The sequence below is a fragment of the Rahnella variigena genome (assembly GCF_003610915.1).
Classification (GTDB): domain Bacteria; phylum Pseudomonadota; class Gammaproteobacteria; order Enterobacterales; family Enterobacteriaceae; genus Rahnella; species Rahnella variigena.
This window is the reverse complement of the sequence record NZ_NSDJ01000001.1, coordinates 3,341,417-3,364,793: the sequence shown is the minus strand read 5'-3', so window position 1 is coordinate 3,364,793 and position 23,377 is coordinate 3,341,417. Positions and strand designations below refer to the sequence as shown.

The following is a 23,377-nucleotide window of genomic DNA, read 5'->3' as shown; positions in this document are numbered from 1 at the left end:
GGTCGTTTCTATGAGGATGCCTGATGCTCCGCCGTTTCTTCTCTTATTACGTTCCTTATAAAAAGCTGTTCTTCCTGGATTTCGGATGCGCCATTCTGGCCGGGTTACTGGAACTGGGTTTCCCGATGGCGATCAAAACCTTTATTGATAAGTTGCTGCCCGCACATGACTGGGTGCTGATCATTGGCGCGACCGTCGGTTTGCTGCTGATTTATGTGATCAACACCTTACTGATGGCGATTGTGAACTACTGGGGACACGCGCTGGGCGTCGGGATTGAAACTGACATGCGTGCTCAGGCGTTCAGCCATTTACAGAAACTGTCTTTCCGTTATTACGACAACACCAAAACCGGTCACATCATTACCCACGTCACCAAAGATCTGGAAGAAGTGGGGGAGATTGCGCATCACGGCCCGGAAGATGTGTTCATTGCAGTAATGACCTTCATCGGTGCGTTTATCCTGATGGCGACGGTACATGTCCAGCTGGCGCTGATGACCATCATTATTGTTCCGGCAATGACCTGGATGGTCAGCCGTTATGGCGCGCAGATGACCGACACCTGGCGACGCCTGTTCGGGATGGTGGGTAATTTCAACGCACGTATAGAAGAAAGCATCGGTGGTATTCGCGTGGTGAAAGCCTTTGCCAACGAAGATCATGAGCAAAAGCTGTTTGCGTCGGATAACAATAACTACCGCATCACTAAGCTGAAAGCCTACAAAATCATGACCGCAAGTCTGACGCTGAGTTACCTCAGTACCCGTCTGGTGCAGATCATCGTGATGATCGCCGGAACCTGGTATGTGATTAATGACCAGCTGACGTATGGCGGATTTGTCGGTTTCCTGTTGCTGGTGGAAGTGTTTTTCCGGCCAGTGGCGAAAATCAGCTCGGTACTGGAAAGCTATCCGAAAGGGATTGCCGGTTTTAAACGCTTCACGCAGCTTATCGATACCTCACCGGATATCACTGACCGGCCGGGCGCACAGGTGGTCAGTCACTTACGCGGTGACATTCATTACGACAATGTCGTCTTCGGCTACACGCCGGTGAGCAAAATTCTCAACGGCATCACGCTTTCTATTAATGCCGGAGAAACGCTGGCGTTCGTCGGGCCTTCCGGTGCGGGAAAAACCACCTTGTGTTCGCTGCTGCCTCGTTTTTATGAGCTGGACAGCGGCAGCATTTCCATCGATGGCATTGATATCCGCGACATGACCCAGACTTCGCTGCGTCATAACATCGGCATCGTGCAGCAGGATGTTTTCCTGTTTGGGGGGACAATCCGCGAGAACATTGCTTACGGTAAGCTCGATGCCAGCGAAGCGGAAATTCGCCTGGCCGCCAGTCGCGCACGCCTTGATGACGTGATTGACGCTTTGCCGCTGGGCATGGACACCGTAATTGGTGAGCGGGGCGTGAAGCTTTCCGGCGGTCAGAAACAGCGTTTGTCGATCGCGCGGATATTCCTCAAAAACCCGCCGATCCTGATCCTCGATGAAGCGACGTCCGCACTGGATACGGCGACCGAACAGGCCATCCAGCAGTCACTGGCGGAACTTTCTGAAGGCCGCACCACGCTGGTGATTGCTCATCGTCTGGCAACTATTCAGAATGCCGACCGCATTATCGTGGTCGATAAAGAAGGTATTGTTGAGCAGGGCACGCATGAGTCTCTGCTTGCTCAACAGGGTCGTTACGCACAACTTCACGCCGCGCAGTTCCGCTAATCTTCAGCGTCCTCCCTGGTAACGGGGAGGGCCGTCTTACGGATTTCCCGCCACTCAACAGCAAAATGTTCCCCGAAAATTTCCTGATCCGCCTGAGATATGCTCTTTCTTTTAATATGCCCGTTGTAAACAAAAGCCCGTTTTGAATAAAAATAACCCAATATGGGCAACGGGAAATATTCAACTTCGTTCAATTTAATCACTCAGGTAATTATTGCCACTCTGAATTTGGCTTTATTTTGTTCAGCATCCTTATTAAAAATCCTAATCGGCAAAAAATTGCGTAGTACAAAAATCTTATGGCTGCTTTTTCTATTAATTAGATAATGAAGTTCACATCAAAATGATTACCATGCTATGCACTATTTAAATGCAACGCCTTTTCAGATAGCACTAATTCCTTAACGATTGTTAACAGAAAAAAACCTTTTGATAAAGGTGATCCCGCTTGCAACTACTTTACAAATTTACAAACTATTTGCACGCCAATGGTGCAATGCACTGTGATGGTGCAAATTGTTATGCGAAAACCGCATATAATCAGGGGCTTAGCGCCTTATGGTAGAAACATGATGTTACAACTCTTTACTCAAAAAAGACTTATCGAGGCGAACTTTTCCATTTTAACTTTTCGTGCTCAGTGTTAAGGTTCAAATCGTTTTACAGACAGACGTATTTTAAAACATGTACAAATACTCACAGCCCGATATTTCAGTCCTATAAAAGAACGGGCATGAGAAATCCTTTATAAAAAAATCAAGGAAACTTAAATAATGATGAAGCGCAGTGTGTTGGCCTTAGCGGTCTCTTTAATTGCAGTGGGTTCTACCGCGAATGCAGCTGAGATTTATAATAAAGACGGTAACAAACTGGACCTCTACGGTCGCGTAACCGCTAAGCATTATTTCTCCGATGACAAAAGTTCTGACGGCGACATGACTTATGCGCGTCTGGGCTTTAAAGGCGAAACTCAAATTAACGACACACTGACCGGTTATGGCCAGTGGGAATATAACATTCAGGCTAACCACGCAGAATCTCAGGGCGACCTGGGTAACAAAACCCGTCTGGGCTTTGCTGGCCTGAAAGTGAAAGATTTCGGTTCTTTCGACTACGGCCGTAACTACGGTGTTGTTTACGACGCACTGGGCTTCACCGATATGCTGCCAGAGTTTGGTGGTGATACCGCTAACTCCGATAACTACATGGTAGGTCGTTCAGGCGGCCTGGCCACTTACCGTAACCAGGACTTCTTCGGTCTGGTCACTGGCCTGAACATTGCCCTGCAATACCAGGGTAAAAACGAAGGCGACGGTCGTGCATCTACTAAAGCGAACGGCGACGGTTACGGCGCATCCATCGATTATGAAGATATCGCAGGTTCCGGCATCGGTGCTGTTATCGCAGGTTCTTCATCTGACCGTACTAACGCACAAAGTGACTCCGCTATCGGCGGCGGTGATAAAGCGTCTGCATGGGCAACGGCTCTGAAATACGACGCTAACCAGATTTATCTGTCTGCAATGTATAACGAAACCCGTAACCTGGCACCAATCCCAGGCGGCTACGCGAACAAAACTCAGGGTTATGAGTTAGTGGCACAGTACCAGTTCGAAAACGGTCTGCGTCCGTCAATCGGTTACGTGCAGTCTAAAGCGAAAGATGTTGAAAACGGTATCGGCGATGTAGACCTGGTTAAATACTTCGAAATCGGTGCGACTTACTACTTCAACAAAAACATGTACACCTATGTTGACTACATGATCAACCAGATCGATGACAACAACAAACTGGGCGTAAGCTCTGATGACATCGTTGCTGTAGCACTGACTTACCGCTTCTAAGTTAGTGAACTAAATTATTACCCCATTCTGTGTCTGAAAAAGGTAATCGCAAAGGCAGAGTTTCATTGGCTCTGCCTTTTTTTGTGCCTGTCATTTCTCCCTCCCTGACCGCGTTCCTCATTTTCAAATAACCATAATAAATTCATGCAGCTAAACCTATAGCCGCAGGTTATACCCCAAAGCCAAACAAGTATTCGTCAGCCGCTTTCTCCCGTGGAATATTGACCGGGTCTTTTTAAAACCCATTAAAAAAAGAATCCCGGAGAAACTGACATGCAGCAAATTCCAAAGCCGTATCTTTTATTCCTTGGTGATGTGATGGATCCGCTGGCCGCGAAAACCGCGCGCGGCATTCACGTCTGGCGTCCTGAAGCCTGCGTCGGGCAAATTCGTCTGGCGACGGATTCGGTGTCACTGGGATTGCCCGAACTCGACATCGAAACGGCCAAAGCGCAGGGCGCGAAAACCATGGTGCTGGGCACCGCGAACTCTGGCGGTAAATTACCGACACACTGGCTGGATTCGATCAAAGCGGCGATCCGCGCCGGGCTTAACGTCGCTAACGGCCTGCATCAGGGGCTGAACGACATTCCTGAACTGGTCGAGCTGGCTAAAGAGCATCACGTAGCGCTGTTTGACGTGCGTCACATGCAACCGGAACTCGATACCGGCACCGGCAGAAAACGCAGCGGCAAACGCATTCTCACCGTCGGCACCGACTGCTCAGTCGGCAAAATGTACACCTCGCTGGCGCTGGAAGCGGCCATGCGTGAACTGGATTTAAAAGCCGATTTCCGCGCAACCGGTCAGACCGGTGTGCTGGTGGCGGGGGCGGGCATTGCGATTGATGCGGTGATTGCCGATTTTATTTCCGGCGCGGTTGAAGCGCTGTCTCCGGCCAATGACGACGATCACTGGGACATCATCGAAGGTCAGGGCTCGCTGTATCACCCGTCTTTTGCCGGTGTCAGTATGGGGCTTATCCACGGCGCGCAGGCGCATTTATTGGTGATGTGTCATGAGCTTGGTCGCCCGCATATGCGTCATCTGCCACACCAGTTTATGCCAACGCTGCGTCAGTGCCTTGATACCAATCTGGCGGCTGCCAGGCTCACCAGCCCGGATGTCAAAATCGCCGGTTTCTCGCTGAATACGTCGGCGGTCAGTGAAGAAGAAGCGAAAATCGCGCTGGCTGAAATCAGCGAAGAATTCGGCGTGCCTGCCACTGACCCGGTGCGTTTTGGCATCAAAAATATCGCGCAATGGATTAAGGACAACGGCTGATGACTCAGATGACTTTCCAGTCCGTCGAACTGCCGCTGGCAAAGCCGTTTGCGATTTCCCGTGGTACACGCACCGCTGTCACGGTGGTGCGCGTTTCCCTGACCGACGGCGAATTTACCGCCGTCGGAGAATGCACGCCGACCGCCCGTTATCAGGAATCGCCACAAAGCGTGTGCGAACAACTTGAGCTTATCCGCCCGCAGGTGGAACAGGGACTGAGCCGCGACGCATTACAGCAGGCGTTGCCAATGGGATCGGCGCGTAATGCCCTCGATTGTGCAATGTGGCGTCTTGATGCGGCAAAACAGGGCAAAGACCTGTGGCAACTGCTTGATATGCCGAAGCCTGTTTCCGTGATTACCGCGGAAACGCTGAGCCTGGATCTGCTGGAAAACATGGCGAAAGCGGCAGAAGTGGCCGTTGCCGGTGGCGCGCAGTTGCTGAAAATCAAACTCGACCGCGAGCAGATAATAGAGAAAGTGGCGGCAATCCGCGCCGCTGCGCCACACGCCACGCTGGTGGTAGACGCGAATGAGGCCTGGTCGGGTTTAGATCTCGGCAGTGTGTTTGAGGCGCTGCATGAATTGAACGTGGCGATGATCGAACAGCCACTTCCTGCCGGTAATGACCACGATCTGGTGCGTTGTTTGCATCCCATTCCTGTCTGCGCCGACGAAAGCTGTCATGAGCGTGCCGATATTGAAGGGCTGCGCGACCGCTACGAGATGATCAACATCAAGCTCGACAAGTGCGGTGGCCTGACAGAAGCGCTGGCGATGACCGGCGTGGCGCGGCAGTTCGGTTTGCGGATTATGGTCGGTTGCATGCTCGGTTCTTCCATCGCCATGGAAGCCGCGCTGCCGGTGGCGGTGCAGGCGGAACGTGTCGATCTCGACGGGCCAATCTGGCTGTCGCAGGATGCCGAACCGGCATTACGTTATGAAAACGGTGAAGTCTGGCTTTAACAGTTCAGCCTATAAAGGAGGCGTTTATTGATGACAGTGCCCATTTTGCAGATTAACGATTTGTCGGTGACGTTTTCCGGCCGGCAAGGCAAAACGCAGGCGCTGAAAGGCGTTTCCTTCTCGGTGAATAAAGGTGAAGTGGTGGCGGTGGTCGGCGAAAGCGGATCAGGTAAGTCCGTCACCTCACTGAGCGTCATGGGGCTGCTGCCGGATTCGGCGCACATTGACGCGGGCAGTATCGAATTTTTTGGCCGTAACGGCACGCGTCATGCGCTGACGTCGATGTCCGCAGAATCACGCCGGAAGCTGCGCGGCCAGGAAATGTCGATGATCTTTCAGGAGCCGATGACCTCGCTCAATCCGGTGCTGCGCGTTGGCGATCAGCTGACCGAAGGGCTGCTGGATCATGGCATCGCCAGTAAAGCCACGGCGCTGAATAAAGCCCGTGAATTGCTGAAACAGGTTCGTATTCCTGACGTCGAACGCATCCTCAGATGTTATCCGCATGAACTCTCCGGCGGCATGCGTCAGCGGGTGATGATTGCGCAGGCGCTGGCCTGTGATCCGGCATTGCTGATTGCCGACGAACCGACAACCGCGCTGGATGTCACGGTGCAGGCGCGCATTCTGCAAATTCTGCGCGACCTGCAACAGGGCACCGAGATGTCGGTTCTGTTCATTACGCATGACATGGGCGTGGTGGCGGAAATCGCCGATCGTGTGGTGGTGATGTATCAGGGCAAAGTGGTGGAGCAGGGCAGCGTGACCGAGATTTTCGCCAACGCCCAGCATCCGTATACCCGCGCATTGCTGGCCGCCGTACCGAAACTGGGTGATATGCAGGGGCTGAAATGGCCGCGTCGCTTCCCGCTGTTAGCCGCCAAAACCGGTCAAAATATTTCGCCCGAAAAGCAATCGGTTGCAGGTGATCTGCCTCACATTTCGCCAGCGGAAGACGACCAGAAAACCGCTAATTACGCTGCGCCACCGCTGCTCGACGTGCGCGGGTTGCTCGTCTGCTATCCGATCCGTTCCGGCGTATTGTCACGCGTGACCAAAGAAGTCCATGCCGTTGAGCAAATTGATTTCTCCATCTGGCCGGGCGAAACGCTGGCGCTGGTGGGCGAGAGTGGCTGCGGTAAATCCACCACAGGCCGCGCAATCTTACGGCTGGTGGGCAGCGAATCCGAAAGTATTCATCTTGAAGGCAAAGAAATTACCCTGATGCGCGACACGCCGTTTCAGGCGGTGCGCCGTCAGATCCAGATGGTGTTTCAGGATCCCTACGCTTCACTCAATCCGCGTCTGACCGTCGGCTTTTCCATTGCCGAACCCTTGTTACTGCACGGCCTGAAAAAATCACTGGCTGATGCCACGCCGGTAGTGAATCAGTTACTGAAAAGCGTCGGTCTTGAACCTTCCCATGCGCGGCGTTATCCGCACGAATTCTCCGGCGGACAGCGTCAGCGTATCGCCATTGCCCGCGCGATGGCGTTGCAGCCGCAGGTGATTATTGCTGACGAAGCGGTGTCGGCGCTGGATGTGTCGATTCAGGCGCAGGTAGTCAACCTGATGATGGATTTACAGCGCGATACCGGCGTGGCGTGGTTGTTTATTTCCCACGACATGGCCGTCGTGGAGCGTATCGCCAACCGCGTAGCGGTGATGTACAGCGGGCAGATTGTGGAGATTGGTCCCCGTGACTCTGTATTTAGCAACCCTCAACATCCCTATACCCGACGCCTGCTCAGTTCGGTGCCGGTGGCGGATCCGACGCAGCGTGCGTTGCGTCAGTTCGATGATGTGGAAGTGAAATCGCCGGTGCATCCGGCGGGTGTACAGATAGAAAAACTCAAATATTCCCGCGTCAGTGAACATCACTGGGTCGCACAGGGATAACTCAACTTTCTTTTTTGGGACACACAGGAGAACACCATGCATTCGACTTTACTGCGTAAGAGCCTGCTTGCCGCCGGACTGGCGCTTTGCTTTGCGGCGTCTGCTCAGGCCAAAGATTTGCGTATTTCCATGTATGCGGACGCGACTGGTTTCGACCCGCACGACACCACCGATACGCTGAGTTATTCCATTCAGAGCGGCATCTTTGAACGCCTGTTCCAGTTCGACAGCAAGATGGCCGTCGTGCCGGTGCTGGCGACCGATTACACCAGCAACAGTGATGCCACCGAATTCACCATCAATCTGCGCCACGACGTGACCTTCCAGGACGGTAAGCTCTTCAACGCCGACGCGGTCAAAGCTAACCTTGATCGTCTGGCTAATCCGGCCAGTCACCTGAAACGTAACTCGCTGTTCAGCATGATTAAATCCGTTGAAGCCGTCAGCCCGTACCAGGTGAAAATCACCCTCAACAAACCGTTCGGCGCGATGATCAACACCCTCGCGCATCCTTCAGCGGTCATGCACAGCCCGGCATCCCTGAAACAATATCCGAATGAGCAGGATCTGAGTGTGCATCCGGTCGGCACCGGCCCGTTCAAGTTTGTGGAATGGCAGCAGGGTAAAGACGTCAAGCTGGTGAAATATGACAACTACTGGCAGAAAGGCTGGCCGAAAGTGGATTCCGTCACGCTGTATCCGACGCCGGAAGATTCCACACAGGTGGCAAAACTGAAATCTGGCGGCGTGGATGCGGTCTATCCGTTGCCATCCGATCTGGTGGATACGGTGAAAAGCGATCCGAAGCTGGATATCGCGCAGGATCCGGGCATCTATCTGTATTACATCGCCTTTAATACGCAGAAAAAAGAGTTCTCGGATGTGCGCGTCCGTCAGGCGATTAACTACGCCATCGACCGCAATCTGTGGCTGAAAGTCGGTTTCGCCGGTCTGGGATCGCCGTCCACTTCGCCGCTGCCGAAAAATGTCCAGTTCTATCAGAAACAAACCACGCCGGATTACAGCTATAACATTGCCAAAGCCAAAGCGCTGATGAAAGAAGCCGGATATGAAAAGGGCTTTGACGTTGAAATGTGGAGCTCGAACAAGACCGACCGTATCCGCAGCGCGCAGTTCCTGAAACAACAGCTTTCCCTGATTGGCGTGCGCGTGAAACTGGTGCCGATGGATTCCGGTACGCTGACTCAGCGTCTGTGGAGCACGCCGAAACCGGCAGAGGCGAAAGTAGAAATGTATTACGGCGCCTGGTCGGCCTCGACAGGTGATGCAGACTGGGCGTTGCGTCCGCTGTTCGCCACCGAATCCTGGATCCCGTCGGCCTATAACGTCTCTTATTACAGTAACAAACAGGTGGATGCGGCGATCACCGCTGGTCTGCAAACCGCTGACGTCGAAAAACGCAAGGCGGCGTATGCCGATGCCCAAAAATTGTTGTGGGCGGATGCACCGGTGGCCTATCTCGGTGTACCGGACAATCTGGTTGGCAAAAGCAAAGACCTTTCCGGCGTCTACATGCTGGCCGACGGCTCGCTGATTTTTAATCAGGCACAGTTTAAATAATTTTTTGCTCCCGGAGCTTAAGCAGATTTTGGTCAACTCCCTCCCCTGCGAAGGGGAGGGCTGGGGTGGGGTATTAAGGTCAAAAACTGATGTTAAGGTTTGTTTAAACAGGGTGTTAGCCTTTAAAACCCCCTCCCAACCTCCCCCTTCGCAGGGGGAGGAGCAAAGGGCAAAGCCAATGCATGTTCCGGTCTGCTTCCCCCTTCGCAGGGGGAGGAGCAAAGGGCAAAGCCAATGTATGTTCCGGTCTGCTTCCCCCTTCGCAGGGGGAGGAGCAAAGGGCAAAACCAATGCGTGTTCCGGTCTTCTTCCCCCTTAGCAGGGGAAAGAGCACACCACCATCAATATTCAGGTTCAGGGAAACACTTTTATGCTGACCTATTTTATCCGCCGGATACTGGAAATGATCCCCGTTTTACTGGTGGTATCGTTGCTGGTTTTCGGCTTTATCAAGCTGCTGCCGGGTGACCCTGCGCGTATTTACGCCGGACAGGATGCGCCGATTGAGGCGGTTGAGTCAGCACGGCAACTGCTTGGCCTTAACGATCCGCTGCCCGCGCAGTACTGGCACTGGCTAAACGGTATGGTTCACGGCGATCTGGGCACGACGTATCGCACGCGTCAGCCGGTGTTAAGTGTGATTGAAAGCGGTTTTATGCCAACGCTGTTGCTGGCGCTGGCGGGCTTTGCGTGGTCGGTGGTGCTCGGCCTGGTGATTGGCGTGGTGTCAGCGCTCAAACGCGGAAAATGGCAGGACTGGACACTGATGAGCATGGCGGTCGGTGGAATTTCCATGCCGCCGTTCTGGCTCGGGTTATTGCTGATCCAGTTTGTCGCCATGCCGTTCGGGATCTTCGCCGTCAGCGGCTTTAATTCGCCCGCTGACATTATCTTACCGGCGATCACCCTCGGTTCCTCGGTGGCGGCAGTGATGGCGCGCTTCACCCGCTCGGCCTTTCTCGACGTGGCGCAGGAAGATTACGTGCGCACCGCCAACGCCAAAGGATTACGTGCGCGGCTGGTGACGTGGAAACACATCATGCGTAATGCGTTGATCCCGATTATCACCATGCTTGGCTTGCAGTTTGGTTTTTTGCTCGGTGGCTCAATTATCGTCGAAAGTGTGTTCAGCTGGCCGGGGCTCGGCTGGCTACTGATTGAATCCATCAAGACGCAGGATCAGCCGGTCATTCAGGCGCTGGTGATGCTGTTCGTGTTTGAATTTATTCTGATAAATCTGCTGGTTGACCTGCTTTATGCGGTGGTCAATCCGGCAATCCGTCTGCGTTAGGAGCTGCTCATGACCGATCCTGTCTCTGTGCTGGAAGAAACCACACCGGCTGCGGTAGCCTCGCAAAACGATGATATCCGTTCGCCGTGGTACGACTTTTTCCACACGTTTCTTCGCCATCCGATGGCGCTGGTGTCCGGCGGATTTATCCTGCTGCTGGTGCTTGTGGCGATATTCGCGCCGTGGCTGGCACCTTTTGACCCGATGACGCCGGACTGGATGGCGCTGGGTGTCGGCCCCACGCCGGAGCACTGGTTTGGCACCGACGATTTGGGACGAGATGTTCTCAGCCGCATCATCTATGGCGCGCGCATATCCCTTTATGTTGGCATTTTCTCCGTGACGCTCGGCATGATCGCCGGTGTATTGCTCGGACTGCTGGCCGGATATTATGGCCGCTGGCTCGACATGCTGATCATGCGCGGTTCCGACGTCTTGTTCGCTTTTCCGGGCATGTTGCTGGCAATCGCCGTCGTGGCTATTCTTGGTCCGGGGCTGAACAACGTGATCATCGCGGTCGCGGTATTCAGCGTGCCGGTATTTGCCCGCATCGTGCGCGCCGCCACGTTATCGATCAAACAAAGTGCCTATGTCGAAGCGGTTCGCTGCGTCGGCGCGCCGGACAGGGTGGTGATTTTACGCCATATCCTGCCGGGTACGCTGTCGAACGTGATCGTCTATTTCACCATGCGTATCGGTACCAGTATTCTGACAGCCGCCAGCCTGAGTTTTATCGGTCTGGGGCCGGAACCGGACGTGCCGGAGTGGGGCAATATTCTGGCGATGAGCCGCAATATGATGATGGCGGGCAAATGGAACGTCAGCGTGTTCCCGGGGCTGGCGATATTCCTCACGGTTCTGGCATTTAATCTGCTCGGCGACGCGCTGCGGGATACGCTGGATCCTAAACTGAAAAAGTAATAGCCACTGAACAGCTGAAACGGAAAACTGATGCCTCCGCAACAACATGAAGATGAATTTCAGCAGCAGGCGCTGTCTGCTTTGCTGCAACGCTGGCGCACGTCGCGCCAGATTTTTCGCCCGCGTTTCCCGTGCGGAGCCACCAACTCTCTGACTGATGTGTCCGGCGTGACTGTCGGACACAGCACGCTGGCCGCCGGAGATGTGCAGACCGGCGTCACCGCCATCGTGCCGCCGGGCGATAATCTGTATGAAAAACCGCTGCCGTGCGGCGTGGCGGTGTTAAACGGTTTCGGTAAACCGATGGGGCTGATTCAGGTGATGGAACTGGGCGAACTGCAAACGCCGGTGCTGCTCAGCAATACCTTCGCCACTGGCACATTATTCAACGCGATGGTGAAACGCAGCTGCCAGCAATTCCCGCAAATTGGCCGCCCGGACTCCACCATCAATCCGGTCATCCTTGAGTGCAACGATTTCTATTTAAACGATATTCAGGCGATGGCTGTCAGTGAAGACGATGCGCTGACCGCACTCGACGGCGCGACAAAAACCTTCGCCCGTGGCAGCGTGGGTGCCGGACGGGGCATGAGTTGTTTCGGGTTAAAAGGTGGCATCGGTACGGCCTCACGCTGGTGCGAAACGCTAAACGCGACATTAGGCGTACTGGTGCTGGCGAACTTTGGCAAACTCTCTGAACTGACCCTCGACGGCGTACGTGCCGGAGATGCCATCGCCCAAATCCAGACGCAACTGGCCCCGCAGGTAGATGCGGGTTCGATCATTATTGTGATGGCCTGCGACCGTTATCTCGACAGCCGCCAGCTCGGACGCATCGCTAAACGCGCCGGTGCCGGGTTAGGCCGTCTCGGCAGTTACTGGGGCCACGGTTCAGGGGATATCGCGCTGGCGTTTTCCACCCAACGTGACGGTGTCACATTACCGGATGCCGAACTTGAGCCTTTGCTGGCGCTGGCGGCAGATGCTACAGAACACGCTATTATTGATGCCTTACTGAGTGCAGAAACCGTCTGCGGATTCGACGGACATTACCGGCTGGGGTTGAGTGAAGTATTAGATAATCTGGCGAACTAGCCTGGCTCCTTCCCCTCTCACGAGGGGAAGGCTGGGATGGGGGGTGGGTTTTGCCTCCGTCTGGTAACCAAACCAAGAAGGGAACGACTGATGAAAGTGTTTATCTCTGCGGATATTGAAGGTATTGCAGGCGTAATGCGCCCGGAACAATGCAGCCCGGGCAACGCCGATTACGACGCTGCCCGTGCGCTGATGGAAGGGGAAGTCAACGCCGCCATCGACGGCGCATTTGCCGGTGGCGCGATGGAAGTCACCGTTGCCGACAGCCACGCGATGATGCAAAACCTGCGTGCCGATAAAATCGACCCGCGTGCCCGTCTGGTACAGGGCAAACCGCGCGGTTTGTCGATGGTCGAAGGGTTGCAGCAACAGCAATACGACGGCCTGATGTTTGTCGGCTATCACACTGCCGCGGGCGAAAACGGCGTACTGGCGCATACCATCAATGGCCGCGCCTTTTACCGCGTTAAACTCAACGGCAACGTGGTCGGCGAAAGCGACTTATATGCCGCTGCCGGTGCGGAACTTAACGTTCCATTGTGGCTGGTCACCGGCGACGATCACCTCGAAACCTGGATCCGCCGTTATTACCCTGAATCGCAATATGTCTGCGTCAAACGGGCGATTTCCGCCAATGCGGCCGAGTCCGACAGCCCGTCTATCGCCTGTGCAAAAATCCGCAAACAGGCGACGATTGCGGTCAGCAAACCTGCACCGCTCACCGCCGCAAGATTCAGCGCGCCTTATCATCTTGAGCTGATGACCGCCAAACCGGTACTGGCAGATTTATTCTGTCTGATCCCGGGCGTTGAGCGTCTTGATGCGGTCACTGTCGGTTATCACAGCCCGACCGTCGCCAACATTATCAGCCTGTTAAGTGCCTTCTCGTACTTAGCGACCACGCAGAAATAGGGCAGGAATGCGTTTACGCCACATCGAAGTGTTTCAGGCGGTCTTACAGGCGGGCAGCGTCAGCGGCGCGGCGCGTTTGCTCAACGTGTCGCAACCCAACGTCAGCCGCGTACTGAATCACGCTGAGCAGCAACTGGGTTTTACCTTGTTCGACCGAACGCCGCAGGGATTAATCGTGACGCCGGAAGGTCGGCGGTTAATGCCGGAAGTCGAGGCGCTGTTCAGCCATATCCAGGCCATCGGCGAGCTGGCAGAACAGCTGCGACAAGGCGAAGGGCAGCATGTACGCATCGGTTCTGCGCACGCGCTGGGGCATAGCGTGATGGCACCGGTGCTGGTGGATTTCCGCCGTCAGACGCCCGGCGGCAGCGTCGAACTGGTGACCGGACATTTCAACACCCTGAGTCAGGACCTGCTGCAATACAAAATGGATTTCGCGCTGGCGTTCGGCGAGCAGGCCACACAGGAACTGGTCGCCGAGTCGATTTATCAGGGCAATATGGTAGCGCTGCTGCCAAAAGATTCGGACGTCGAAGGGCCGGTATCGCTCGCCTGGCTGTGTGAAAACGATCTGCTGATGTTGCAGCAGCAGGATCCGCTGGGTCAGGTGCTCAACCGCGTCCTGCGGGAAAACGGTCTGATGCCGCATTCTGCGCTGTTCATCAAAACCTACTCGGTGATCGCTGACATGGTGCTGGCTGGCGGCGGTGTCGGCGTGGTCGATACCTTTACCGCCCGGCGGTATGTCGATCAGCTGAAGATTGTGCCGGTGGTGGAACCGCTGCCGTTTGAGGTGATTCTGCTTAGCAGGCGGGACCAGCCGGCATCGCAGGCATCGAACCGGCTGAAACAACTGATACGTAGTAAGCTGTGGGATCTCAGAATTCAGGGAGTCTGAGCCTTACTCCCTCCCCTGCGAAGGGGAGGGTTGGGGTGGGGTATTAAAGTAAAATCAAAGAGTTGATGTTAGCTTTACTCTGGTGTTAGCCCTTAAAACCCCCTCCCAACCTCCCCCTTCGCAGGGGGAGGAGCAGAGTCATGGCCGCTTTAGCCCTATCGCTACGGGCATCCCAAAAACTAATTAATTTTTGCCCCGAGCACCTCAACCCTCTCAATCCCCCTCCTGACATCTTCAAATGTAATATCGCCTGGCATGTTCGCCATATCAGGCGTGCTCAGGCTCCGGTCGATAATCACCGCCAGATCCTGCTCAGTCAGCCCTGTCGCGATATGCGCTAACTGCGTCGGAACGGCGCTGGCGCGGGCGAGGGCGATAGCGGTCAGCAACTCCTCGTCGCTGCGGTTTTCCAGTGCCAGCAGGCACAGATTGCCGTAACCCACCAGCAGGCCATGGGCGATGTGGCGGGTTTTCGGGCAGGCGGTGAAACCTTCATATAATGCGTGGGAAGCGCCAGTGTGTGCGCCGTTGCTCATGATGGAAGTCAGTCCGGCGTAGAGGAAAATGGCGTCGAGCACCTGTTCGAGAGCGTTGTTGGCTTTGCCGTCTTGTACGGCGAAACAGGCGTCAGCGGCGAAGTGTTCGATAAGCGTATAGCAGAGTTCACTGTTGGTTCGGGCGACACCCGCCAGGCCGGTAAGCTGACTGAGGTCGCTGATGGCGCGGTATTCATACCATTTTGCCAGCGTATCGCCGATCCCCGCCGACAGCCATTGCAGCGGGGCGGTCGCCAGCAAATCAGCGTCGATGACCGCTGCGGCGGGGCCGCAGGGTAATGGCATCATGTCGCGGAACTCGCCGTCCTGATGATAACGGAACGCCAGCGACGTCACCGCTGAACAGGTGCCCGCAATGCTCGGTAAGGTTACTACCGGAATATTACAGGCCACGCCAGCCGCTTTGGCGGTGTCCAGTGCTTTGCCGCCGCCGGTGGCGATAATCACTTCCACGCCTTGCGTGCGGAACACGTCGGCCAGCCGGTTGATTTCCTCCTGACAACAGACGCCGCCGAAGATTTCACTGCCCAGATAACTGACCATCTGCTGCTCGAGCTGATCGGCGACTTTCGCCTCGACGCTGGCAATGGCGCGTTGGCCGCCCACTAACATTGCCCGCTGGCCTAAACGTCCGCACATCGCGCCCAGATGTTTAATGGCGCCGCGTCCGCGCAGGACGCTGGCAGGAAATACCAAACGATGGGTGAACATGCATGCCCTCATAAACCGGAGTGTTTTATGAAGTATAGAAGGCGCGCCGTGTAACGGAGGAATATCAGCGGCGGTGCTGTTGTACCGCCTCGTGAGTTTTGCGCAATGCCTCACGTGCGCCCGGCAGACGCTGCGCCACGCCCATATACAGGCAGTCAATAATCAGCAACTGGCTGGTGCGGCTGGCCATAGCAGCGGCACGAAAACCCATTTCGCGATTGCTGGTTCTCAACACAACATCCGCTTTGCGGGCGACGGCGGCGCGGCCATTGGCGGTGATCGCCAGTGTCGTTGCGCCGGCGGCTTTAGCCTGCGACAGGGCTTCCACCACTCCGGCGGTTTTACCGGAGTGAGAAATTGCCAGCGCGACATCCCCGGCAGCAAGCTGACAGGCGCTCACCAGACTTTCATCGGTGCTGCCGTAAGTCTGGGCGACAACGCCGATACGCCGCAGTTTCTGGCAGAAATCCTGCGCGACCAGCGCCGACGCACCGGCACCGTAAATATCAATCCGCCGGGCCTGCGAAAGAAACGCCACTGCTTGTTCGAGCATCGCCGCGCTCAGTAACTGCGTGGTTTCATTCGCCCCTTTAACTTCAAATTCCAGCAGCTTTTGCAGGATTTGCTTAGGCGAATCGTTCTCGCCGATATTCGCGGCCAGCGGCATATCGACAGGCATCGGGCTGGAGGACTCTGCCGCTAACGCCAGCCGCAGCGCCGGATAGCCACTGAAACCGAGCCGTTTGCTGGTGCGTACCACCGTGGCGGTGCTGGTTTGCGCGGACTTTGCCAGCTCCATCACACCCATATTGGCGACGCCCGGCGGATCGAGCCGGATCATCGTGATGATGCGCGTTTCCGCCGGAGAAAAGCTGCCCTGTAATGCGTTCAGTCGCGCCTGCAAATGGGTGTCACTCATGGCTATTCGTCCAGATCGCGTAAATGGTCGTCTTTGCGCAACGACATCAGCGCAAACAGGCTGACCACGCAGGTGGCGACCACGTAATACGCCGGAATATCGAGATTGCCGGTTTCTTTAATCAGGCCGGTGATGATCAGTCCCGCACAGCCGGAGAACACGGCGTTCGACAATGAATAGGATAATCCCAGACCGGTATAACGCACGCGGGTCGGAAACATTTCCGCCAGCATCGCCGGACCCGGACCGGCAATCATCCCGATCGTCGCACCGGCAATCAGCACCGCAATGCCTTTCGCCAGCAGGCTGCTTTCAGGATTTTGCAGCAGATGCAGCAGCGGGAAACTCAGCACAATCACCGCGAATACGGCAATCATCATCACTTTCTTGCGACCGATTTTATCGCTCAGCCAGCCGGAGGGCAGAATAGCCAGTGCGAAACCGACGTTTGCCAGTACGGTTGCTACCAGCGCCTGTAAAAATGTGGCGTGCAGCGAGGTTTGCAGATAAGAGGGCATGACCACCAGGAAAGTATAACCGCCCGCAGACCAGCCCATCATGCGCCCAATCCCCAGCGCGATGGCCTTAGCGGTGGCAATGGCAGAGGCTTTTTCTGCCGCCGTTTTCTGCACTTTCGGCCCGGCTTTTTTACTGGCGACAAAGTTTGGCGTTTCATCGAGTTTCAGGCGCAGATACAGCGCCACCAGCCCCATCGGCAGCGCCAGCAGGAAAGGAACACGCCATCCCCAGTCTTTCATCTGCGCTTCAGGCAACGTCTGAACCAGCAACGCCACCAGCGCTACGCCGGTCAGCAAGCCCAGCGACACGGTAAACGACTGCCACGCGCCATAAATGCCACGTTTACCTTTCGGTGCAAATTCGGTCATCAGCGACACCGCTCCGCCAAATTCACCGCCCGCAAACAAGCCCTGGAACATGCGCATCAGCGTCAGCAACAGCGGGGCGGCCACACCAATCTGCGCGTACGTCGGCAGCAAACCAATGATCGCCGTGGCGAGTGTCATCAGCAGAACGACGGCAATCAGTGTCGGCTTGCGGCCAATGCGGTCACCGATGCGACCAAAAATGATCGCGCCAACCGGACGGCAGAAAAATGCCAGCGCGAACGACGCATACGTCAGGAGTAAACCGGTCATGCCGGTCTGGCCTTCCAGCGTGAAAAAGTTACCGGCGATGATCGTCGCCAGATAGCCGTAGACACCGAATTCATACCATTCAATAAAGTTGCCGACAGAACCGGCGACGAGTGCGCGACGTGACTGGCTGGCGCTGGCGACTGCGGGAGAAACCTGGCGGGTCATCATAAACCTCACAAGAAAAAGAAAATGGCGGGCGAATTAAGATGTAAATAATTTTCTAAATTTCGGTGATTATTATGTCAATAATTTTCATGTATTGAACAAAATAAAAGCGGGAAGTGTGGGGTCAGGCAGGTTTTTTGGCATAAAAAAAGGCTGCGCCTCGAAAGGAGCAGCCTGTTTAACGCGGTGCGATTACAGCGTGTGGATGTCGATGCCGTCACCGATATTGCTTTTCTGGTAGTAAGCCCGCGGGACTTCTACCTGGTACTGTTTGTCAGCGTAAGCGACTTCCAGAATAAAACGTTCGTTCTCATAAGATTCCACCGGAATAAATCCGAAGAACCCTTCCGTGACGCTGATCGTCCGGGAAGACGGAATCGCGTAACGATGAACAATCCTTGCTCTGAGCGGTTCTTGCTTGCCAGTTAACGTATTCCATACGCGGTTAACGGGTTGCGCCAGAGAATCAATCACCTCTGAGGCCAGCGAGTTAAGAGCGGAGGGCCAGCTCTTCGGTGTTTTCATAGTCATGATAAATACCTCGTTGGTCTATATAACCCAATTCTTATAATTATCCGCTGCTAAGATCCAATCATTTTTTACGCTAAGTTTATTCAGGTTTTGTAAGTGGCTGGCAGATCTGCAAATTACTCCGCAAGAGTTTTACGTCTTTTGCCAGATTTTCGCTCTGCTAGCAATAACGGGCAGGAAGGACACATGGCGTGATCGGCCAGATCGTAGCGCAGACAACATTGCTTGCGGTATTGCGGGCTGTCAGGGTCGGAGGGATCTTCCGCACGCAGCGGCTGGAATAACGGATTTTTGCCGCCATAACGCAGCTCCCGCGACGCCATCAGTTGCATACCGTCAGAGATATCGGCATTGACCAGCTCCGCCTGTTTGACGCCCCAGCCGACGCGTATTGCGGCATTGCTCCAGTAAATGCCCGGTTTCAGACCGGAGAATTCGGCCAGCGCTTCGCAAACAGGGCGTAATTGCTGCTCGATCATCACATCGAAACGCGCCATAGGCTCGGCGGACGTCAGCGCTTCGCCTTCGCCATCCAGATAAATCTGCGCCGGTAAGCCTTCTTCCTGCATACACAGATAGACATTTTCAGCAGCGATTGGCAGCTGCCAGCCATGGCGCAAGGAGACGATCACCCAGCTTGGCAGCAGCGTGGCGAAATACCATTGTGACCACATCGAGATCCGCGCCCGGCGTGTATCGCACTTCGCGGCATCGGCCGCATTGGCGTCCAGATAGCGTTTGAGCACGCTGGCACAACCTTCCGCCGTCGTAAGATGCGACATCGGCACGGCGTTAGTCACCAGCGGCGACATCGGTTTGAAAGTGTCGGCGACCCAGCTCACAGGCGTTTCGCGGAAACTGTCGAGGAGTGTTTGCATCATTGCGTTATGAAGTCATTCGGCTTGGTAAATCATGGGAATAGAGTAACGAATATTAAAGCGGAATAGTAATGATTTCGATTTAGATTGAGGGTTTTTGCCTCCCGCAGTTCAGGGGAGGCCGGGAGGGGGTTTAGCAGACGACGCTGACGCCAGCTTGTTTCAAAATCTCACGCACAATTTTCTGTTTGTCATTGCTCAGCGGCAGCGCCGGTTTGAGTGAATGCACCGGCATTCCACTGATGACCTGTGAAATGGCGTATTTAATGACGTTGTAAATTGGCGTATCCAGCGTGTAAAGCGGCGGCAGAAATGACAACCGTTGTTGCAGTGCGACGGCGGTGGCGAAATCTTTCTCTTTAAAGGCGCGGTAAATTCCACAGGTCAGCTGCGGGGCGAAATTGGCGCTGGCGGGGATTGCACCATCGCCGCCGAGGATCAGCGTACCGAACAGATATTCATCGTACCCGGAGAACACCGCGAAATCAGGGCGCTCAGGTTTCACGGCCTGTATCGTTTCGCGGATGTGGTTCAGGCTGTCGACGGTGTCTTTCAGGCCGACAATGTTCGGGCATTCCAGTGCCAGACGTTTGATCAGACTGACGGGCAACGGCTGCCCGGTCAGCCCCGGATAGTTGTACATAATCACCGGTAAACCCGCGTTTTCAGCAATCGTGCGGTAATGCAGATACAGCGCTTCTTCAGTCACCGGATTGTAATAAGGATTCACCACCACCACGCCATCCGCACCGACGCTTTTCGCATGCTGCGCGAACGCCAGTGTTTCTGCTGTGCCAGGATGCGCTGCGCCAATCAGGACGGGAACGCGTCCGGCAACGTGCTGAGTACAGAACTCCGCCACTTCGTGACGCAGCGCCTGCGACATATGCGCAAATTCCCCGGCACTGCCGAGAAAAAACAGGCCGTTTACGCCGCCTGCAATCGTAAAATCAATCAGACGCGCCATCCCCTGACGGTCAAGCTGCTCGTTCTCATTCAGGATTGTCGCGACAGGTGGGATCACGCCATGAAACAGTGGACTGGTCATACATTCGTTCTCCATATGAAAGTGCAAAGTACTCAACACTCCATTTATAGAACGCTGTTTCAAATTTTTATAGCGATGGGATCGAATTACAGTGATTTAGCTAATATTTGGGAGGGAAGTCACAAAGGCGGGGGTAACTCCCTCCCCTGCGAAGGGGAGGGTTAGGGTGGGGTATTAAGGTCAAAAACTGATGTTAAGGTTTGTTTAAACAGGGTGTTAGCCCTTAAAACCCCTTCCCGTCCTCCCCCTTCGCAGGGGGAGGAGCAGGGCAAAACCCGCTCGCGGTGCAAAGTGAAACACTGTCAACTCCCTCCCCTGCGAAGGGGAGGGCTGGGGAGGGGTATTAAGGTCAAAAACTGATGTTAAGGTTTGTTTAAACAGGATGTTAGCCCTTAAAACCCCCTCCCGTCCTCCCCCTTCGCAGGGGGAGGAGCAGGGCAAAACCCATTCACGATGGAAGGAAAACCAAAACTACATCACCAGCGCCTGTCCGTCTTTGCGCGATTCAGTGCCCGCCAGATAACCGCCTGCCGGATTAGTGACAATCACCTGCGCGCCGCCGAACGAATGGCCGCCGAGCGGGTCTTCGACGATCAGCTCATGACCCATCGCGCGCAGTGCAGCCAGCGTGTTGTGATTGAAGGTCGATTCGATCGCCACCTGACGCCCGCCGTTAATCCGCCAGCGTGGCGCATCTATCGCGGCCTGCGGATTTTGTTTATACAGCATCACGCGCAGCGCCAGTTGCAGATGTCCCTGTGCCTGCATCGGACCGCCCATCAGGCCAAATGACATCAGCGGTTTACCTGCGGCGTCCTGGGCAAAGGCCGGAATGATCGTATGCAGCGTGCGTTTGTTCGGCGCGACACAGTTGGCGTGTGCCGCATCGAGAGTAAATCCACAGCCACGGTTTTGCATGCTGAGACCGGTGCCCGGCACCACGACGCCGGAACCAAAGCCCATGTAATTCGACTGAATGAAAGAGACCATCATGCCGCTGGAATCGGCCGCTGTCAGATACACTGTGCCGCCCGGACGCGGTGCGCCGTAGGTCACGTCGCTGGCTTTGCTGCGGTCGATCAGTTTCGCGCGTTGTGCCAGATAATCGTCGTTAAGAAACAGTTGCGGATCGAAGAACATATGCTCGCTGTCGGTGACGTGCTGATCCAAATCCGCCAGCGCCAGTTTCATCGCTTCAATGCACAGGTGCGTGGTTTCGACCGAGTCAACCGGCTGGCTGCCGATATCCAGTTTGTCGAGAATGCCCAGTGCGATCAGCGTGGCGATACCCTGACCATTCGGTGGCAGTTCATGAACCGAACCGCCCGCGAAAGACTGCTGCATGGTTTCCACCCAGTCGGCTTTGTGATTCGCCAGGTCGTCCAGCGTCAGCGCGCCGCCGTGGGCCTGACTGTGCGCCACCATTTTTTCTGCCAGTTCACCGCGATAAAACGCTTCGCCTTCAGTTTTGGCGATCAGTTCCAGTGAATCCGCCAGTGCGGGATTACGGAAAATTTCACCGATTTTCGGCGCACGACCTTCGGGCGCGAAACACTCCATAAAGCCCGGCTGGTTATGCAGTTTTTTGACCGCGATTTCCCACAGGCGGCCAATCAGCGGCGATACCGGAAAACCGTTACGGGCATAATCAATCGCCGGTTGTGCCAGCGTGGTCAGCGGCAGGGTACCGAAGCGTTTTGCCAGCGCCACCCAGCCGGAGACTGCGCCCGGTACGGTGACGGCATCCCAGCCGTAGGTCGGCACGGCGTCCAGACCTTTAGCGGCGAAATATTCCGGTGTCCACGCGGCGGGTGAACGGCCTGAAGCATTCAGTCCGTGGGCTTTTTTGCCGTCCCAGATAATAGCGAACGCGTCGCTGCCTGCGCCGTTGCCGCTTGGTTCAAGCACGGTCAGGGCGATAGCGGTGGCGATGGCCGCATCGGCGGCATTTCCGCCCAGCATCAGCATTTTCATACCGGCCTGTGCGGCCAGCGGTTGTGACGCGCAGACCGCATTAGCCCCCATCATCGAGGGACGCAGGGTCGGATAAGCTACGTTAAAATCGTAATTCTCAGACATGTTTCTTCCTTAAAAAAGCGGCAAACGGTTTATTCAGAACGCGGGTCGAGCGCATCACGCAGCCCGTCACCCAGCAAATTGAAACCCTGTACGGTCAGGAAAATCGCCAGACCGGGAAAAATCGACATCCACGGCGACTGCTCCAGGAAACTGCGCGCAGTATTAAGCATCGCACCCCATGAGGCGTCCGGCGGTTGCTGGCCGAGGCCGAGAAACGACAGGCTGGCTTCGGTGATGATCGCCGAGGCAATGGCCAGCGTCGCCTGCACCAGAATCGGCGACAGCACGTTCGGCAGCACATAGCGCCAGAGGATCCAGCGGTCGGGCAGACCAATCGCCCGCGCGCCTTCAATGTATTCCTCGTTGCGGATACTCATCACCTGCGCTCGCGTCAGGCGGGCGAAAATCGGCATGGCGGAAAGCCCGATAGCGATCATCGCATTGCCCAGACTCGGACCGAGGAACGCGCCCAGCGCAATCGCCAGCACCAGAAACGGACACGACAGCAGCGCCTCAACCACGCGGGAAATCACGCTGTCCAGCCAGCCTTGCCAGAAACCGGCGATAAGGCCGAGCGGCACGCCAATCACAATCGCGATAATCACCGACACACAACCGGCCATCAGCGAGGTGCGTGCCCCCCAGAACAGGCGCGATAAAATGTCGCGGCCCAGCTCATCGGTACCCAGCCAGTGCAGGGCAGAAGGCGCTTTACGCACTGCCATGAAATCAGCTTTGATCGGATCAAACGGTGAAATCCACGGCGCAAGTAAAGCCAGCAGGGCGAAGGTGACGACCAGTACTGCGCCAATCACCGCGCTTTTATTACGCAAAAATTTGCGCAGCACACGATTAGGTTCGCGGACAGGGAGTGACGTTGTCACGGAAATCACAGATACGCTCATC

Annotated in this window: 19 protein-coding genes; 11 read left to right on the top strand and 8 right to left on the bottom strand. The window is 55.4% G+C overall.

Features of this window, described 5'->3' with window-relative positions; all coding sequences use genetic code 11:
* Nucleotides 1–23: 23 nt before the first annotated feature.
* The 11 genes from CKQ54_RS15540 to CKQ54_RS15485 all read left to right on the top strand — a co-directional run bounded on the left by CKQ54_RS15540 (nt 24) and on the right by CKQ54_RS15485 (nt 14,426).
* Entirely contained in the window at nt 24–1,736 is a 1,713-nt protein-coding gene (locus CKQ54_RS15540; protein ID WP_120162994.1) for an ABC transporter ATP-binding protein, read from the top strand.
* Between the two features lie 773 nt (nt 1,737–2,509).
* Nucleotides 2,510–3,580, top strand: coding sequence for a porin (locus tag CKQ54_RS15530; RefSeq protein WP_120162993.1), 1,071 nt, complete (start codon nt 2,510–2,512; stop codon nt 3,578–3,580).
* 273 nt (nt 3,581–3,853) lie between these two features.
* On the top strand, nt 3,854–4,864 hold the full coding sequence (gene dgcN, locus CKQ54_RS15525) for an N-acetyltransferase DgcN (protein WP_120162992.1): 1,011 nt from the start codon (nt 3,854–3,856) through the stop codon (nt 4,862–4,864).
* Nucleotides 4,864–5,829: an N-acetyl-D-Glu racemase DgcA gene (dgcA, locus tag CKQ54_RS15520; protein WP_120162991.1), complete on the top strand. Its 966-nt coding sequence runs from the start codon at nt 4,864–4,866 to the stop codon at nt 5,827–5,829. Before dgcN ends, dgcA begins: the two co-directional genes overlap by 1 nt.
* A 30-nt stretch (nt 5,830–5,859) precedes the next feature.
* Nucleotides 5,860–7,728 carry an ABC transporter ATP-binding protein gene (locus tag CKQ54_RS15515; protein WP_120162990.1) on the top strand — a complete coding sequence of 623 codons (1,869 nt, stop codon included), beginning with the start codon at nt 5,860–5,862 and terminating at the stop codon, nt 7,726–7,728.
* 36 nt (nt 7,729–7,764) lie between these two features.
* Nucleotides 7,765–9,309, top strand: coding sequence for a glutathione ABC transporter substrate-binding protein (locus CKQ54_RS15510; protein WP_120162989.1), 1,545 nt, complete (start codon nt 7,765–7,767; stop codon nt 9,307–9,309).
* Between the two features lie 370 nt (nt 9,310–9,679).
* Entirely contained in the window at nt 9,680–10,600 is a 921-nt protein-coding gene (locus CKQ54_RS15505) for an ABC transporter permease subunit (RefSeq protein WP_112292023.1), read from the top strand.
* Between the two features lie 9 nt (nt 10,601–10,609).
* Nucleotides 10,610–11,521, top strand: coding sequence for an ABC transporter permease subunit (locus CKQ54_RS15500; protein WP_112292021.1), 912 nt, complete (start codon nt 10,610–10,612; stop codon nt 11,519–11,521).
* 30 nt (nt 11,522–11,551) lie between these two features.
* Nucleotides 11,552–12,616 carry a DmpA family aminopeptidase gene (locus CKQ54_RS15495; protein ID WP_120162988.1) on the top strand — a complete coding sequence of 355 codons (1,065 nt, stop codon included), beginning with the start codon at nt 11,552–11,554 and terminating at the stop codon, nt 12,614–12,616.
* Between the two features lie 90 nt (nt 12,617–12,706).
* Entirely contained in the window at nt 12,707–13,528 is an 822-nt protein-coding gene (locus CKQ54_RS15490) for a M55 family metallopeptidase (RefSeq protein ID WP_120162987.1), read from the top strand.
* A gap of 7 nt (nt 13,529–13,535) precedes the next feature.
* Nucleotides 13,536–14,426, top strand: a complete 891-nt coding sequence (locus CKQ54_RS15485) for a LysR family transcriptional regulator (RefSeq protein WP_120162986.1) — start codon at nt 13,536–13,538, stop codon at nt 14,424–14,426.
* Nucleotides 14,427–14,605: 179 nt separating this feature from the next.
* Here CKQ54_RS15485 and CKQ54_RS15480 read toward each other — a convergent pair whose 3' ends face one another.
* The 8 genes from CKQ54_RS15480 to CKQ54_RS15445 form a co-directional block, all read right to left on the bottom strand.
* Nucleotides 14,606–15,694: an iron-containing alcohol dehydrogenase family protein gene (locus CKQ54_RS15480; RefSeq protein ID WP_120164048.1), complete on the bottom strand. Its 1,089-nt coding sequence runs from the start codon at nt 15,692–15,694 to the stop codon at nt 14,606–14,608.
* A gap of 64 nt (nt 15,695–15,758) precedes the next feature.
* The gene (locus tag CKQ54_RS15475) at nt 15,759–16,613 is read right to left on the bottom strand and encodes a MurR/RpiR family transcriptional regulator (RefSeq protein ID WP_120164049.1); all 855 of its coding nucleotides are present in this window, start codon (nt 16,611–16,613) and stop codon (nt 15,759–15,761) included.
* Between the two features lie 2 nt (nt 16,614–16,615).
* Nucleotides 16,616–17,935 carry an MFS transporter gene (locus CKQ54_RS15470; RefSeq protein WP_120164050.1) on the bottom strand — a complete coding sequence of 440 codons (1,320 nt, stop codon included), beginning with the start codon at nt 17,933–17,935 and terminating at the stop codon, nt 16,616–16,618.
* Nucleotides 17,936–18,127: 192 nt separating this feature from the next.
* Nucleotides 18,128–18,466, bottom strand: a complete 339-nt coding sequence (locus CKQ54_RS15465) for a hypothetical protein (protein WP_013575718.1) — start codon at nt 18,464–18,466, stop codon at nt 18,128–18,130.
* A gap of 116 nt (nt 18,467–18,582) precedes the next feature.
* Nucleotides 18,583–19,347, bottom strand: coding sequence for a siderophore-iron reductase FhuF (fhuF, locus tag CKQ54_RS15460; RefSeq protein ID WP_112291665.1), 765 nt, complete (start codon nt 19,345–19,347; stop codon nt 18,583–18,585).
* Nucleotides 19,348–19,477: 130 nt separating this feature from the next.
* Nucleotides 19,478–20,392 carry a dihydrodipicolinate synthase family protein gene (locus tag CKQ54_RS15455; RefSeq protein ID WP_120164051.1) on the bottom strand — a complete coding sequence of 305 codons (915 nt, stop codon included), beginning with the start codon at nt 20,390–20,392 and terminating at the stop codon, nt 19,478–19,480.
* 471 nt (nt 20,393–20,863) lie between these two features.
* On the bottom strand, nt 20,864–22,471 hold the full coding sequence (locus CKQ54_RS15450) for a gamma-glutamyltransferase family protein (RefSeq protein WP_120164052.1): 1,608 nt from the start codon (nt 22,469–22,471) through the stop codon (nt 20,864–20,866).
* A gap of 29 nt (nt 22,472–22,500) precedes the next feature.
* Nucleotides 22,501–23,376, bottom strand: a complete 876-nt coding sequence (locus CKQ54_RS15445) for an ABC transporter permease (RefSeq protein ID WP_120164053.1) — start codon at nt 23,374–23,376, stop codon at nt 22,501–22,503.
* Between the last annotated feature and the right edge of the window lies 1 nt (nt 23,377).